General features: G+C 64.9%; 14 protein-coding genes. 8 read left to right on the top strand and 6 right to left on the bottom strand.

Annotated elements, in window-relative coordinates; translation table 11 throughout:
• Positions 1-18 precede the first annotated feature (18 nt).
• A complete protein-coding gene (locus tag VSR34_RS22990) occupies positions 19-813 on the top strand; it encodes a CDP-diacylglycerol diphosphatase (RefSeq protein WP_028209676.1) in 795 nt (264 codons plus the stop codon).
• Between the two features lie 48 nt (positions 814-861).
• On the opposite strand, the gene VSR34_RS22985 is transcribed toward VSR34_RS22990, so the two are convergent.
• Positions 862-1,236, bottom strand: coding sequence for a MarR family transcriptional regulator (locus VSR34_RS22985; RefSeq protein WP_342963650.1), 375 nt, complete (start codon positions 1,234-1,236; stop codon positions 862-864).
• 207 nt (positions 1,237-1,443) lie between these two features.
• Here VSR34_RS22985 and VSR34_RS22980 point away from each other — a divergent pair, with 207 nt between their 5' ends.
• Entirely contained in the window at positions 1,444-2,001 is a 558-nt protein-coding gene (locus tag VSR34_RS22980; RefSeq protein ID WP_342963649.1) for a carboxymuconolactone decarboxylase family protein, read from the top strand.
• A gap of 37 nt (positions 2,002-2,038) precedes the next feature.
• Complete coding sequence (locus VSR34_RS22975) at positions 2,039-2,884, top strand: helix-turn-helix transcriptional regulator (RefSeq protein WP_342963648.1); 846 nt, start codon at positions 2,039-2,041, stop codon at positions 2,882-2,884.
• Between the two features lie 147 nt (positions 2,885-3,031).
• Here the strand turns inward: VSR34_RS22975 and VSR34_RS22970 are convergent, their stop codons facing one another.
• The 4 genes from VSR34_RS22970 to VSR34_RS22955 are packed head-to-tail and all read right to left on the bottom strand — an operon-like array spanning position 3,032 to position 8,709.
• Positions 3,032-5,041 carry an acetyl/propionyl/methylcrotonyl-CoA carboxylase subunit alpha gene (locus tag VSR34_RS22970; RefSeq protein ID WP_342963647.1) on the bottom strand — a complete coding sequence of 670 codons (2,010 nt, stop codon included), beginning with the start codon at positions 5,039-5,041 and terminating at the stop codon, positions 3,032-3,034.
• Between the two features lie 29 nt (positions 5,042-5,070).
• Positions 5,071-5,859 carry an enoyl-CoA hydratase/isomerase family protein gene (locus VSR34_RS22965; protein ID WP_342963646.1) on the bottom strand — a complete coding sequence of 263 codons (789 nt, stop codon included), beginning with the start codon at positions 5,857-5,859 and terminating at the stop codon, positions 5,071-5,073.
• A gap of 25 nt (positions 5,860-5,884) precedes the next feature.
• Positions 5,885-7,492, bottom strand: a complete 1,608-nt coding sequence (locus VSR34_RS22960) for a carboxyl transferase domain-containing protein (RefSeq protein WP_342963645.1) — start codon at positions 7,490-7,492, stop codon at positions 5,885-5,887.
• A 35-nt stretch (positions 7,493-7,527) separates the two neighbouring features.
• The gene (locus tag VSR34_RS22955) at positions 7,528-8,709 is read right to left on the bottom strand and encodes an isovaleryl-CoA dehydrogenase (protein WP_028209682.1); all 1,182 of its coding nucleotides are present in this window, start codon (positions 8,707-8,709) and stop codon (positions 7,528-7,530) included.
• A gap of 195 nt (positions 8,710-8,904) precedes the next feature.
• Here VSR34_RS22955 and VSR34_RS22950 point away from each other — a divergent pair, with 195 nt between their 5' ends.
• The 3 genes from VSR34_RS22950 to VSR34_RS22940 all read left to right on the top strand — a co-directional run bounded on the left by VSR34_RS22950 (position 8,905) and on the right by VSR34_RS22940 (position 11,085).
• Positions 8,905-9,630, top strand: coding sequence for a TetR/AcrR family transcriptional regulator (locus VSR34_RS22950; protein ID WP_028209683.1), 726 nt, complete (start codon positions 8,905-8,907; stop codon positions 9,628-9,630).
• Positions 9,631-10,128: 498 nt separating this feature from the next.
• Positions 10,129-10,515, top strand: a complete 387-nt coding sequence (locus VSR34_RS22945) for a hypothetical protein (protein WP_342963644.1) — start codon at positions 10,129-10,131, stop codon at positions 10,513-10,515.
• A gap of 24 nt (positions 10,516-10,539) precedes the next feature.
• The gene (locus VSR34_RS22940; RefSeq protein ID WP_028209685.1) at positions 10,540-11,085 is read left to right on the top strand and encodes a glycine zipper family protein; all 546 of its coding nucleotides are present in this window, start codon (positions 10,540-10,542) and stop codon (positions 11,083-11,085) included.
• 74 nt (positions 11,086-11,159) lie between these two features.
• On the opposite strand, the gene VSR34_RS22935 is transcribed toward VSR34_RS22940, so the two are convergent.
• The gene (locus VSR34_RS22935; protein ID WP_081715797.1) at positions 11,160-14,333 is read right to left on the bottom strand and encodes a transglycosylase domain-containing protein; all 3,174 of its coding nucleotides are present in this window, start codon (positions 14,331-14,333) and stop codon (positions 11,160-11,162) included.
• A gap of 225 nt (positions 14,334-14,558) precedes the next feature.
• Between VSR34_RS22935 and VSR34_RS22930 the strand changes: the two genes are divergently transcribed.
• Together VSR34_RS22930 and VSR34_RS22925 are read left to right on the top strand one after the other, a co-directional pair.
• On the top strand, positions 14,559-14,891 hold the full coding sequence (locus VSR34_RS22930) for a hypothetical protein (RefSeq protein ID WP_028209686.1): 333 nt from the start codon (positions 14,559-14,561) through the stop codon (positions 14,889-14,891).
• Positions 14,892-15,233: 342 nt separating this feature from the next.
• The gene (locus VSR34_RS22925) at positions 15,234-15,440 is read left to right on the top strand and encodes a hypothetical protein (protein ID WP_042288491.1); all 207 of its coding nucleotides are present in this window, start codon (positions 15,234-15,236) and stop codon (positions 15,438-15,440) included.
• The last annotated feature ends 50 nt before the right edge of the window (positions 15,441-15,490 follow it).

The raw sequence follows: 15,490 nt of genomic DNA, 5'->3' as shown, positions 1-15,490 counted from the left end.
CCCCGACACCTTGCACCGATGCGATCGTTGCCCTTTGCCCCTTTCACGCGGATGTCCAGGCTCGCCGTAGCCACGGCGGCGATCGTTGCGCTCGCCACGACCGGTGCCTGCGTGCGCCTCTCTGCGGTCGATTCCAACGGCCTCTGGAAAGTCGTGGGCGGGCAGTGCGTGCCGAACATGCGCGACAAGGGAAAGCCCGGGCCCTGCACGACCGTCGATTTCCAGAAACGCTACGCAGTGCTCAAGGATATCGCCGGGCGCGCGCAGTACCTCGTGATTCCGACCGACCGCGTGGCCGGTATCGAGAGCCCCGACATTCTCTACGGCGGCGCGCCCGAGTACTGGGTCGGCGCGTGGGCGGCAGGACGCCACGTGGAAGCGAAGCTCGGCAGGCCGCTCGCAGGCAACCAGTTGGGCCTCGAGATCAATTCCTCGCTGCGGCGCACGCAAAATCAGTTGCACATCCACGTCGACTGCATGCGCCCCGACATCACCAAAGCGCTCGCGTCGTACAGCGACATCGCGCCGGGAACGTGGCGATGGACGACGCTCGACGGCTCGCGCTACCGCGTGACGCGCGTGACGGGCCTTGCGGACCGCGACAATCCGTTTCGCGTGGTCGCACGCGATCTCGGCGCGCAGCAGACCATGGGCCAGCAAACGATACTCGTGACAGGCGCTGGCCCCGATGCGCAGCGCGACGGCTGGCTCGTCGTCAATAGCGGGCTCGACGTGGACGATGGCACCGGCACCGCTGAAGGATTGCTCGACCATTCATGCAGCCTCGCGCAAACGCGGGGCGAATCGCAGTAGCCGTCAAGACGCCGGCCTGGCCCCCACTGTCCTCTTCGTTCGCGACGCTCACGAGCCAGCGGAGCGGATCACCTGCTCCTCTGCGGACGTGAAGCCAGCGGCCATGCGCGCCTCCAGTTTCTTCACGCGTGCACGGCACTGCTTGAGCAGCGCCCGACCCTCTTCAGTCACGTCGATCTGCTGAATGCGCCTGTGCACCGCGTGCGGGCGCCGCACGATCGCGCCGCTGCGCTCGAGATTCGCGACGATCACGCTCACGGTCTGCGGCGTCAGCACCGCGAGCCGCGCGAGATCCGCGCCCGAAATGCCGAGATCGGCGAGCACGCGCTCCATGCGCAAACGATGCGCCGCGCCCGCCTGGCGTAGCAGGTAGCCGAAATGGCCCCCTTCGCCGCGCTTGCCCTCGCCAACGTCCGGAACCATTGGGAGCGCGGAGGCCGCAAACTTGCACCATTTCTTACCGTTCCTTTCCCGCACCGGCTTTGTAAGGGCGCAATCGTGGCATCAATGCGTGAGCCCCAGTGAATGCGTCGCCGCGATTACATGTCATGTAATTGGCGGCGAGCGCCGCTGCTTCTACTCTTCGGCTGTCGCGCTGCCAAACCGGTAGCGTTAAACCCAGGAGCCAGCATGTCCGCCTACCCCCTGCACACCATCGAATCCGCACCCGTGCAATCGCAGCCCGTGCTTCAGGAACTGCAGCGATCGTTCGGCATGGTCCCGAACATCGCGGCGAAAATGTCGAACTCACCCGTGCTGATCAACGCCTTCATCGGCGTGTTCCAGCGAGTACACGCAAGCAGCCTCACCGAGCCGCAGATCCAGACAGTGCTTTTGACCAACGCGGTCACGAACGCATCGGAGTGGCCCGTCGCGTTTCATACAGCGCTCGCGTTGAAGGAAGGCGTGAGCCACGGCGATGTCGATGCGATCCGCCACGCTCGCCTGCCCGAAGACACCGCGCTGGCCGCCTTGTCCGCACTGGCGCGCACCTTGATCGAAAAGCGCGGCCGCCTTTCCGGCCCGGACCAGCAGCGTTTTCTCGAAGCGGGGTTCAGCGCCGAGCAGCTTCTCGAGGTCATCGCGGTGGTTGCCGCGTCGACCATCACGAACTACGCGGCAAGCGTGACACACCCTGCGCTCGAAGCGCAGTTCGAGAAATTCGTCTGGCGTGCGCACGCAGCCTGAATCGGCTACCGTTGTTCATTTCAAGCGGGGAAAACCGATGAACGTCACGCATCGCGAAGCCAAAGCGCCGCAGCATGAGCTTGGCACCTTGCTGCGCTATTGGCGGGACTTGCGTGGCGTGAGTCAGCTGCATCTGTCGCTCGAGGCGGGAGTCTCGCAGCGACAGATCAGCTTCATAGAGAGCGGGCGCAGCGTACCCGGCCGTGACACGCTGCTCACCCTGGCACAGACGCTCGACGTACCGCTGCGCGAGCGCAACGCCCTGCTCCTCGCGGCGGGATACGCTCCCGTGTATTCGGAGGCGCCGTGGAACGCGCAGGACATGCAGCACGTGGTCCGTGCGCTCGAGCGTGTCATCCGCCAGAACGAACCGTTTCCGGCTATCGTCATGGACCGCCACTGGAACGTGCTGATGACCAACGACGCAGCGCGACGCTTCTTCGGCCATTTCATCGACATGGGTGCGCGCGAAGGCCGGCGCAACCTGCTGCATTTGATGTTCGATCCAAAGGGCATGCGTCCATTCCTCGCCGATTGGGAGAATGTCTCGCGCAGCCTGCTGCAGCGCGTGCATCGCGAGGCGGTTGGCCGCGTGATCGACGACGAAACGAGAACGCTGCTCGACGAATTGCTCGCCTGGCCCGACGTGCCGTCCGACTGGAAGGCACATCACGGATCGGCCAGCACGCCGACGATGCCGGTCATTCCACTGAGCTTCGTCTACGAAAGCACCGTGCTTCGCTATTTTTCGATGGTGACGACAGTGGGTACGCCGCAATACATCGCCGCGCAGGAATTGCGCCTCGAATGCATGTTCCCCGCCGACGATGCTACGGAAGCGCGGCATGGGCAACTGCTCGCGGCGCAAACGAAAGCACGTTGAACGCCGCGACTTTCCCCGCAGGCCTGTCAAGCACGCAAAAAGAAGGCGCTCCATCAAAGCTGGAGCGCCCCAGGGCACAACTGTCACGTCGTTCTTCGGCCGCAGGGAGGCCAACGAGAACTCCCCAAGGCTGCGGTCAAGCCAGCTTCAGGCGGCTTCGAGCACCAGCAGTTGCGCGCCGTCGGTCACCTGGTCGCCCACGCCATACAATACTTCGGTAACCTTACCAGCCGTCGGCGCGCCAATGGTGTGCTCCATCTTCATCGCCTCCATGACGATGAGCGGCGCGCCTTTCTCGACCACGGCACCAGGCTCTACCAGCACCGCGATCACCTTGCCCGGCATGGGCGCGGTCAGGCGGCCTTCGCCGTGCTCCGCATCGGCGGCGTGCGCGAGCAGGTTCTGCCACTCGAACGCCATTGCCGTGCCGAGGCAAAACACGTGGAACACGTCGCCGTCGACGAACACGCGCCCGGTCACGCGACGCTCGCCGATCGTCACGCCGTATTCGTCCGGGCTTTCGCCGCGCCACCACGTATAACGCGCTTCGTGTCCCGCATAACCGAGTGACTGCTCTGCGCCGTCATGCGTATGCGCCACCGTGAACGCGGTGTCACCATCGAAATCGCGCCACGTGAGCGATTGTGCGAAGCCGCTGTTCAAGCGCCAATGCGAAAGCGACTGCCACGGCGACGCGCTACTTGCGGCCGCGCCTTCGCGGCCGAGCAACGCCGCGCACGCCAGCGCGAGCGCTTCACGCACCGGCTTCTGGCGCGGGGCGAACAGCGCGTCGTGGTTCCGCTCGATCATGCCCGTATCGAGATCGGCGTTCGCGAACGGCTCGCAGGCCACGAGCCGGTGCAGGAATTCGACGTTCGTATGCGGCCCCACTACTTCGCAGGCTTCGAGCGCGCGCTTCATGCGCGCGAGCGCGTCCTCGCGCGTCGCGCCGTGCACGATCAGCTTGGCGATCATTGGATCGTAAAACGGCGTGATCGTGTCGCCTTCGCGCACGCCGCTGTCGATGCGCACATGCGCGCGCTGGCCCGCCTCGCCGATCCGGAACTCGACGCCTTCAGGCATGCGCAGATGCTTGAGCGTGCCGGTGGAGGGCAGGAAGCCGCGCGCCGGGTTTTCCGCGTAGATACGCGCTTCCAGCGCATGGCCTGTGATGGCCAGCTGCGATTGTTCGAGCGGCAGCGGTTCGCCCGCGGCCACGCGCAACTGCCATTCGACGAGATCGAGGCCCGTGACCATTTCCGTCACGGGGTGCTCGACCTGCAAGCGCGTGTTCATCTCCATGAAGTAGAAGTCCGCGCCCGTCATGATGAACTCGACGGTGCCCGCGCCGACGTAGCGCACCGCGCGCGCCGCGGCCACGGCTGCTTCGCCCATCGCGCGGCGCACCTTGTCTTCGAGGCCCGGCGCGGGCGCCTCTTCGAGCACTTTCTGGTGACGGCGCTGGACCGAGCAATCGCGGTCGAACAGGTAGACCGCCCCGCCATGCTTGTCCGCAAACACCTGAACTTCCACGTGGCGCGGCCGCGTGAGGTACTTTTCGATCAGCACGCGGTCGTTGCCGAAGCTGCTCGCCGCCTCGCGCTTGCACGAGGCGAGCGCCGCCGCAAAGTCCTCGCTGCGCTCGACCACGCGCATGCCCTTGCCGCCACCGCCCGCGCTCGCCTTGAGCAGCACGGGGTAGCCCATCGCATCGGCCTCGCGCTGCAGGAGCGCCGCGTCCTGCTCGTCGCCGTGATAGCCCGGCACGAGCGGCACGGCCGCCGCGTGCATGAGCGCCTTCGCGGCCGCCTTCGAACCCATGGCCGCAATTGCCTCGACCGGCGGCCCGATGAACACGATGGCCGCCGCTTCGCACGCGTGGGCAAAGTCTTCGTTCTCCGAAAGAAAACCGTAGCCAGGGTGAATGGCCTGTGCACCCGTGGCGCGCGCAGCCTCGATGATGCGCTCGATGCGCAGGTAGCTTTGCGCGGCAGCCGCTTCGCCGATATGCACGGCTTCGTCACAGGCCGCGACGTGCTTCGCGTTCGCGTCGGCGTCAGAATACACGGCCACGCTCTTCACGCCGAGCCGCCGGCAGGTCGCCGCAACCCGGCATGCAATTTCGCCCCGGTTGGCGATCAGGATCTTGTTGAACATGTGCTGTCCTCGTATGTCGCTGGGTGGCGTTATTCGGCGCGCCAGCGCGGCGTGCGCTTTTCAAGGAACGACGACACGCCGTCGCGCCCTTCCTCGCTCGCGCGAATGCGCGCGATGCGAACGGCGGTGTCTTCGATCAGGGCGTTGTCGATCGTTTGGCCCGCGACGTCCTGCACGAGTTGCTTGCACTCGCGCACGGCATTCGGGCTGTTCGCGCAGAGCGTTTCGGTGATGCGCTGCACGGTTGCGTCGAGTTCCTCCGCGCCAACGGCTTCGCTGACGAGGCCGAGCCGAAGTGCGGTCGCACAGTCGAACGCTTCGGCAGTGACGAAGTAACGGCGCGACGCCTGCTCACCGAGCGCGCGGATCACGTACGGTGCGATCGTGGCGGGCATGAGCCCGAGGCGCGCCTCGGAAAGGCAGAAGTGCGCGTTTTCCACGGCCACCACGATGTCCGCGGCACACACGAGCCCCATGCCGCCCGCGTAGACGTCGCCATGCACGCGCGCGACGACAGGCTTCGGGCAGCGATAGACGGCCGAGAGCATCTGCGCGAGACGCAATGCGTCCGCGCGATTTTCCTCATCGGAGTAACCGGCCATTTTGCGCATCCAGTTCAGGTCTGCGCCCGCACAAAAGGCCTTGCCGTTGCCGGCGAGCACGATCGCACGCACGTCGTCGCGCGCGCCGAGCGCCGTGAACGCAGCCGTGATGTCCGCGATCATCGCTTCATTGAACGCGTTGCGCACTTCTGGCCGATTGAGCGTGACCGTCGCCACGTGGCCGACGAGGTCTACCGCAAGCGTTTCGTATTCCATACGTGTATCTCCTCGCGATCCGGCGTCACATGCGGAACACGCCGAAGCGCGTATCGTCGATCGGCGCGTTCATCGTCGCCGAAAGACCCAAGCCAAGCACGTCGCGCGTTTGCGCCGGGTCGATCACGCCGTCGTCCCACAGGCGCGCGCTAGCGTAGTACGGATGGCCCTGACGCTCGTATTGATCGCGAATCGGCTGCTTGAACGCGTCTTCTTCTTCGGCGCTCCAGCTGCCGCCCTTCGCCTCGATCCCATCGCGGCGCACCGTGGCGAGCACGGACGCGGCCTGCTCGCCGCCCATCACCGAAATGCGCGCGTTCGGCCACATCCAGAGAAAGCGCGGCGAATACGCGCGACCGCACATGCCGTAATTGCCGGCGCCAAACGAGCCGCCGATGATGACCGTGAACTTCGGCACCTTCGCCGTCGCCACCGCCGTGACCATCTTCGCTCCGTTGCGCGCAATGCCTTCGTTCTCGTACTTGCGGCCCACCATGAAGCCCGTGATGTTCTGCAGGAACACGAGCGGGATCTTGCGCTGGCAGCACAGCTCGATGAAGTGTGCGCCCTTCAACGCCGATTCGGAGAACAGAATACCGTTGTTCGCAACGATGCCGACCGGGTGGCCCCAGATGTGCGCGAAGCCCGTCACGAGCGTGGTGCCATAGCGTGCCTTGAATTCGTCGAAAGCCGAGTCGTCGACGATTCGGGCGATCACCTCGCGCACGTCGAAGGGCTTGCGCGTATCCACGGGAATCACGCCGTACAGGCTCTTCGCGTCGTAGCGCGGCGGCAGCGGTTCGCGCAGCGCAACCGGAGGCATCTTCGTGCGATTGAGGTTGCCGACGATCGAGCGCGCAATGGCCAGCGCGTGCGCATCGTTCTGCGCGAGATGGTCTGCCACGCCCGAAAGGCGCGTATGCACGTCGCCGCCGCCGAGATCTTCGGCGCTCACTTCTTCGCCCGTCGCGGCCTTCACGAGCGGGGGGCCGCCGAGAAAAATCGTGCCCTGGTTCTTCACGATGATCGACTCGTCGCTCATGGCCGGCACGTACGCGCCGCCGGCCGTGCAGGAGCCCATCACCACGGCGATTTGCGGAATACCTTGCGAAGAGAGATTCGCCTGGTTATAGAAGATGCGGCCGAAATGGTCGCGGTCCGGAAACACCTCGTCCTGGTTCGGCAGATTCGCGCCGCCCGAATCGACGAGATACACGCAAGGCAGGTTGTTTTCCTGCGCGATTTCCTGCGCGCGCACGTGCTTCTTCACGGTGACCGGGTAGTACGTGCCACCCTTCACCGTGGCGTCGTTGCAGACGATCACGCACTCCTGGCCCGCGATGCGGCCGATGCCCGTGATGATGCCCGCGCCCGGCGCGTCGTCGTTGTACATGCCATACGCCGCGAGCTGCGATAGCTCCAGAAACGGCGTACCCGGATCGAGCAGTTGCGCGATGCGATCGCGCGGCAGCAGCTTGCCGCGCGAGAGGTGCTTGTCGCGCGCGGCCTCGCCGCCGCCCAGCGACAGCTTCTGGATCTTTTCGCGCAGGTCCGCGACGAGCGCTTCGAGCGCCGCGGCATTGGCCTTGAAGTCTTCGGAGCGCGGATTGAGCTTCGATTCGATGACGGGCATCCCGTCCTCCTCTGGCTACACTGAGTTGCTTGGGATTACATCGTTTCGGCGAACAGCTCGCGGCCGATCAGCATACGGCGAATCTCGCTCGTGCCCGCGCCGATTTCGTAGAGCTTCGCGTCACGCCAGAGACGCCCAACCGGATACTCGTTGATATAGCCATTGCCGCCCAGGATCTGAATGGCCTCGCCGGCCATCCACGTGGCCTTTTCGGCGGTGTAGAGAATCACGCCCGCGCAGTCCTTGCGCACCTGGCGCACGTGGTCCTTGCCAAGCGTATCGAGCTGGCGGCCCACAGCGTAGAGATACGCGCGGCACGCCTGGAAGGTCGTGTAGAGGTCGGCCACCTTGCCCTGAATGAGCTGGAACTCGCCGATGGCCTGGCCGAACTGCTTGCGGTCGTGGATATACGGCACGACGGCGTCCATGACCGCGGCCATGATGCCGGTGGGCCCGCCCGCCAGCACGGCGCGCTCGTAGTCGAGCCCGCTCATCAGCACCTTCACGCCGCCGTTGAGCTGGCCGAGGATGTTCTCTTCGGGCACCTCGACATCCTGGAACACCAGCTCGCCCGTATGCGAGCCGCGCATGCCGAGCTTGTCGAGCTTCTGCGCAACCGAAAAGCCCTTCATGCCCTTCTCGACGATGAACGCCGTAATGCCGCGCGGGCCCGCTTCGGGATCGGTCTTCGCGTACACGACCAGCGTGTCGCAGTCAGGGCCGTTGGTGATCCACATCTTCGTGCCGTTGAGCACATAGCGCTCGCCCTTCTTCTCGGCGCGCAGCTTCATGCTCACGACATCGGAGCCTGCGTTCGGCTCGCTCATGGCGAGCGCGCCGATGTGCTCGCCGGAAACGAGCTTCGGCAGGTACTTGCGCTTCTGCGCCTCGGTGCCGTTGCGGTGGATCTGGTTCACGCACAGGTTCGAATGCGCGCCGTAGGAGAGCCCCACCGAGGCGGAAGCACGCGAAATCTCCTCCATCGCGACCATATGCGCCGTGTAGCCCATGTTCGCGCCGCCGTACTCCTCCGAGACCGTCATGCCGAGCACGCCCAGGTCGCCGAACTTGCGCCACAGGTCCATCGGGAACTGGTCGGTGCGGTCGATCTCGCCCGCGCGCGGCGCGATTTCCTTCGCCGCGAAGCTGGCGATGCTGTCGCGCAGCATTTCGACCTCTTCGCCGAGCGGGAACTGCAAACCAGGTACGTTGCTCATGTTTGTCTCCAGGATTTCGTCGAACCGGGCCGTGCTTCGCCCCATGGACGCCCATTTCACGCCAGATTTACGTTAACGTCAATAGGTATTTCTGAGTGACGCTCAACTTGTCACATGGATGAAATCTCCTTGTCCGGCGTTGGTTCTTTCGCAGATAATCGAGTTCAATCCGACGTAAACTGAATAACCCTCAACATGCAAGCCACCGCCCCGAAAAGTGCCCTGCCCGCGTCGCGCCGCCAGCCGGCGGGCCGCAAGTCGCAGCAGCGCGTGCGCGAGATCCTGCAGGCGGGGCGCGAAGTGTTCTCGGAAAAGGGATACGCGCGCGCCACCACGGCCGAGATCGCCCAGCGTCTTGGCGTGTCCGAGGCGACGGTGTTCAGCTACTTTCGCGGCAAGCGGGAGTTGTGCGCGCGGGTGATCGGCGACTGGTATGACGAATCCATCGCCGCAATCGAAGGCGGCTTGCCGCGCGACGGCACGGTACGCCAGCAGTTCGCCTTCATCGTGCGCATGCATCTGCAGTTGATGCTGGAGAGCGGCACCGGGATCTGCGAACTGGTGCTCTCGGAAGGCCGCACGCGCCACCACGATCTGAGCGAAGCGCTCATGGAAATGCAGCGCCGCTACACCGCGCCGCTCATGCGCGTGCTCGCGCGCGGCCAGGAAAGCGGGCAGATCCGCAACGACCTGCCGCTGCGCCTGCTGCGTTCGCTGGTGTTCGGGCCGATGGAGCACGTGCTGTGGGATGCGACGCTCGCCAACCGCCGCACCGACATCGACGCCACGGCGGAGCGCCTCGTGGACGCGCTGTGGTCGGCACTGCAGCCGCCCAACCTCGAACTCGCGGCGCTCGCGCAGTTCAGCCAGGACGTGGGCGAAGCGATGCGCCGGCTCGAGCGCGAACGCTCGGCGCGCTAGCGGCCGGAGCGGGCGATCGGTCCGCCGCTTGCTCCGCCGCGCGTGAAGACCTGCGGCAATTCGAGCGGAACCGCGTCATCGATCATTACGGTCATAACGACCAGGTCAACCATCGACGATGGGCAAGGAACCGGTGTTTTTCGCGCGCTGCCGCCTAATAATTAGACATCCGAATCTAACTGCCGCCCTGTGGTTCGAACGGCGCAACCTCCAGTCTTGCCGCCGATGTCCAATTATTACGGCGCGCACCGCCGGCGCAGGCAGGCAATGAAGCGGGGTTTTTCGTCGTTTGCGCCCCAGTTCGATCCCAAAGCAAGCCGTTGCCGCAGGTACGCACGCCGGCCGGCTTTTCGCGTCCGCGCAGCTCCGCGCGGTCCTGTAACAACTGGAAAAATCAGCGCGATCTGCGTAATTGCATTGGCGGCAACGATGTCTTAGCGTTCAATAACAGGCTGGCGTGCGCCGTTGCCCCAGCACGCTCATTTCTGGAGATCGTGTGTGAGCAGGTCTAAAGTGTTACTCGGGGTCGCCGTGGTCGCGCTCCTCGGCGTGGGTGGCGTCGCGCATGCAGGGCACGTCGGCGTGTTCATCGGCGGCAGCGTGCCGTATTACTACCCAGTTGCGCCCGCGCCCTACTATTACGGCCCGGCGCCCGTCGTCGTCGCACCGGGTCCGTTCGAAGGGCCCGATTACATCGAGCAGGCTCAGCCGCAAGCCGGCGCGCCAACAACGAATCCGCAGGGGCCCGGCAACGAGATGGAGGCCCAGCAGCCAAACAGCGACACCTGGTATTACTGCGACGACTCGAAAACCTACTATCCGTATGTAAAGGAATGCTCGTCGGGCTGGCGCGCGGTTCCGGCCCAGCCGGCGCCTTCGAACTGACACCTTGATCAAATCGAGCCGCACATGAAATACACCTATTTCTCGCTACTCGCGACCGCGGGGCTGCTGAGTGCATGCGCCGTGACCCCCACGGGGCCGAGCGTCATGGCGCTGCCGGGCACCGGCAAGACCTTCGACCAGTTCCGCGCCGACGACGCCAACTGCCGCCAGTTCGCCTTCCAGCAGGTGGGCGGCGTCACATCGAACCAGGCGGCGACCGGCGCCGGCGTGGGCAGCGCCGTGCTCGGCACGGCCCTCGGCGCAGCCGCGGGCGCCGCGTTCGGCGGCAGCCATGGCGCGGCCATTGGCGCAGGCGCGGGCCTGCTCACGGGTAGCGCGGTAGGCATGGGCAGCTCACAGGGCTCCGCGTGGGAAGTGCAGCGCCGTTACGACTACGCCTATCTGCAGTGCATGTACGCAATGGGCAACCGCATTCCGGCACCGGGCAACATGACAATGTCGCAACCCCAGCAGTTCCAGGCGCCGCAGCAGCAGTTCCAGACAGCGCCGCAGCAGCACTACCTGCCGCCGCCGCCCCCTGGATCGCCGCCTCCGCCCAACGCATACTGAAGGGCAGAAAAAGCTAACGCGCGCTTCGCCTTTTGGCGAGCGCGCGTTTTTCTTTGCATTCCCGATTATTTTGCTCAGCGAGCCTCGTTCAATTCGAGCGTACTACCGTTCCACACCACGCGGCGAGTTTCACCCGTTTGCGGATCGATGAGCGTCATCTGCTGCGCCGCGTGCACGGGATCAGGCTTCGCATCGCCGTCCGCTCCGGACCTGGCTTCGAGCAGCGGCTGCAACACCGGCGCGAGCGACTTGAGCAGTTGCACGGACAACGCGCTCGTGAACGTATAGCGCGCCGCATACGGCTCATGCACCCATGCGGTGAGCGTGCCGTAGAAGCGATTGCCGATCACGAACACGAAGGTCGCGCTCCGGTTCACCTTGCGCGATTCGATCAAACGCGCACCCCGGGCATAGACGTTGAAGCGCTGATCGCCGGTGCCGGTCTTGCCGTAGACGGGCAGCGTCTTGCCATCCGGGAGCGTCATGCCCTCGGCGAGGCGCTTGGCCGTGCCGCCCTCCACCACCGAAGTCAGCAGCTCGCGCACCACTGTCGAGATCTCCGGCGAGACCAATGGCTGCGGCGCCGTGGACGCGTGGACGAAGTGCGTCTCGTAGGGCGTGCCGCGCGCGAAGTCGAGCGATTCGAAGCTGTGCGTCGGCAGCTTTTGGCCGTTGCTGGCGATGAGCCCGATGAGCTGCGCGAGCGCGGCGGGCCGGTCGCCCGATGCGCCGATCGCCGCGCCAAACGAAGGCGTGATGCTTTCGAACGGATAGCCGAGCGAGCGCCATGACCTGCCGATCGCGTCATACGCGCGCAGCTCGATCATGCGGCGGATGCGCCGGTTCTGCGTGCCGTAATACTTCGTCTTGAAGAGCCACTTGTAGGTGTAGAGGCGCGTGTCGCGGCTCTCTTGCTGAACCTGGGCAAGCGTCGCATCAGGGTGCGTGCGCAAGTAATTCAGCAGCCAAAGCTCCAACGGATGAATGCCCGCGATATAGCCGCGATCGTTGAGGTTGAATTTGTCGATCGCGTACTTCTCGTAGTAGCGCGCGAGGTCTTCGTCGTCGAGCCACTCGAACTTCGTATGCTTGAGTTGCGCGCGCATCTGTGCGTTGAACCAGGCCTGCGAGCCAGTGGGGTTCACGCTGCGCAGCACGGTGGCAATGCGCGCCGGGCCCTTGCGCGTACGCTGGACCAGGAGCGCGAGCGCTTCGTCGTTGCTCTGGCCCGCGTAGCGCGTGTAGAAGCGCTTCATGTAGACCTGGCTTTCGCCGTCCGCGAACTGCGTGAGAAAGCGGTTGCGCACTGCCGGATCGTCGAGCCATTGCGCGGGCGCCCCCGATGTCTGGATCATCTCGTAGTGGACGATATCGCGCATGAGCCGCACGAACACGAGATTGACCGAATGCTGGAACGCGCGGTGCACCGTGAGAATCTGCGAATTGTCGCTCGACTCGAAATTATTGAAGCTTTGCGCGCCGCCGCCCGTGTAGAACGTCTCGCCCGGGCTGGCCGAATATTTGCGCTCCACGGCCGCCTCGAGCATCGAATGGAGCGAGCGGTCGGAGGTCTTCGAAAGATAGTCGATCGCCCAGCGCGTGAGCGCGTCGCTCGGATCGACCTGCGGCAGCATCGCGCGCAGCGACTTCGCATCGTCGGCCGCGTACCGGTCGTGCAGCGCGCTCACGATCTGCAGATAGGTCACGAGCGTACGCAGCTTGGCAGTCGACCCCAGGTTCAGGCGGGCCCCCGAATTGATGTCGAACGGCTGGTTCACGCTGTCGGTTTGCACGCGAACGAGGTTCTCGCCGTGGCTGCGCTCGAACAGCGTGAAGCTATACGCGATCTTCGAAGGATCGTCGGACGGACGCAGCATCTCGAAGCCGACGAGTCCCGCCTGGCGCGCACCGTCTTTCGTCGCGGCATCGGCGAGACGTTCGCTGACGGCCTGCTGCACGCTGTCGACCAGCGTGGCCGTGGCGGTGAGATCGAGGCGGTCGAGGTCGTAGAGCGTCTTCAGCCCCAGTGCCTGCATCAACTGGGTGCGCAGCGTCAGCACGGCCTTGCGCTCGACGAAGGAAACCGGCGCGCGCTGCGACGGCTTGGAGCGGTCGAGCGTGAGCTGCGTGGCGAGCGCGGCGTCGCGCAGTGCCGGCGTGATCACGCCGCCAGCGCCGAGCAGGCGCAGATAGCTGTCGGTGAGCTTCGAGAGTGCGTCATTGTTCTTTTGCAGGAAATACGTAGGGGCCCGCTGCGCGATGAGGAGCGAGAGCACCTGGCGGAACGCCAGCCCCTGTTCGTCCAGCGCTTCGGGCGAAAGCGGCGCGCGCAGGATGCGATTGACCTCGCGGAAGTCGCGGCCGTACCAGGCGGCGAGCCCATCGCCGAGACCGTTGACTTCGCCCACGCCCGGCTTGGCGGCGAGCGGCACCGAGTTCAGGTAGTGCACGAGAATCTGCTGGCGCGCGGGCATGGTCTGCGGGCCATCGAGATAGGCGCGCAGCGAAGCCGAGGCGATCTGGCGCAGCTTCTCCGGCGGCGTGGCGGTGCGGCCGCCGGACGAGTGCCGGAACTTCTCGATTTGCGTGGCGAGCGTGCTGCCGCCGGGCGTCTGCTGATGTCGGTTCACGAGCCGCGCGCCCTGATCGACGAGCGCGCGGCTAAACCGTCCCCAGTCGATGGCCGGGTTTCGGTTGGGCTGGTCCTGGGCCAGCAGGTATTTGTCTTCGATGAAGAGCAGCGAATCGCGCACGACAGGCGGCACGGCGTCGAAATTCTCGTAGACGCGCTGCGGATAACGCGTATGGAAAAGCGTCGCGCCGGATGCGTCGTGCAGCACGATTCCGGCCTGATCCTTTTCCCCGAAGGGCAGGAAAAGTCCCTGGTCGGCGACCGCGATCATGCGATCGGAATCGCGCGCCTGCGCGGCGATCGCAAAGCCGCGTTGCGCGAGCCGATTTTCGAAAGTAGGCAATTGCGCATAGCCGAGCCGCACGTCGTACGGCCCGTTCGTGGTCGGAAAGCGGATGCTGTGGCTCGGTCCGTTTTCCACGGTAAAGCCAATGTCACGCGTGAGTTCGGATAAATAGCGTGCTTGCAGGCGCGAAGTCTCGATTTCGATCTGGACTACGCGCGCGATGATGACGAGGGCGGCCAGCAACGCGACGACGAATCCCCACTTGACCCACCGGAAAAATGAGCCGGCGCCTGCGGCGCGAACGGGAAAGCGTACCGATGGGCGATTCATACGTATTCTCCTGACGTCAACGTCAGATTTGCAGACGGCACCCTTCAGATAGTCTATCTCGCTCCGTACGTTCTTGCGTGCCACTATTTAGCGCTACGCCCGCGCGTCGCACTGCCGCAACAGGCATGCCCAGTGCGTGACAGTTTTGCGGCATTTTTCATCCTCGCGGTTTGATGGCCGATGCGGCCGATATAATGATTGGCTGTTTCGTCGATAGTGAGAAATATGAAGAAGCTCGCCGTGCCCCTTGCCCTCTCGCTCACGCTCGGCGCGTGCGCATGGTTTCAGAGCAATCCCGATGCTGGCCAGCCCGTCATCGATTCCACAACTAACCGGTCAGTCCAGGACGTGATCGCGTGCCTGACGGTTGAAGCGTCTCGTCACGGCGCAAGCTTCACCACGTCGCCGCTGCCGCAAGGCCAGATGCTCGAGTTCGGCGACTCGAACGTCATCAAGATCCGCAGCGACAATGGCGCCACGACCTACCGCTATTACGCCGGCAAGCGCCACGTCTCCAACCTGTGGATCGAGGGCGCGAGCAAGACTTGCGCGCCTTGATGCCCTGACGGTTCGCTTTCGCCGCCGTCGCGGGCGTCAGTTTCCAATTTCTACTCCGCGGCGCCCCGTTTTTTCCGCCTTTCGCCCCCGCTTTTCCGCCGCTTTCCGCGTTCGATTACATCCTCTTACGCGGCGTTACGCGCTGTAGCGCGGTGACACATTTTCGCCGGCCGCTTTAAGAATCGCTTAAGTCTTCGTCCGCATCATCGCTCCACCCAGCAGAAAACGAACGCCGCAGGAGGTCCCGTGAACCAGCAAGACCCGCAGAACCCGCCGGCCAGCGCCGCCACGAGCACCGCGACGAGCACCGCTGCGGCCGCCGCGAAACCCGCGCGCCGCACCCTGCTGCGCCGCCTGTTGAGCCACCATGAGCTGGCGACGCTCCTGTTGCTGCTGCACGCGCCGATCGATGCGCGCGCCAAACCCGAGATTCCCATCCTTCAGGAAGCGGGACTCGTCGAGCAGGTGCGGGACGACGCCGGCGCGACGCGCATCCGTCTAACGAGCGAAGGCAGCGCGGTACTCCAGGGGCTCGGCCTCGCGCGTTGAGGTGCGCCAAACCCGCGCCGCACGGCAAGGAAGATTCAAGCAGGAAAGGC

The organism is Paraburkholderia sp. JHI2823 (genome assembly GCF_038900695.1).
Taxonomy (GTDB): domain Bacteria; phylum Pseudomonadota; class Gammaproteobacteria; order Burkholderiales; family Burkholderiaceae; genus Paraburkholderia; species Paraburkholderia mimosarum.
This window is presented reverse-complemented; position numbering and strand designations above follow the sequence as displayed.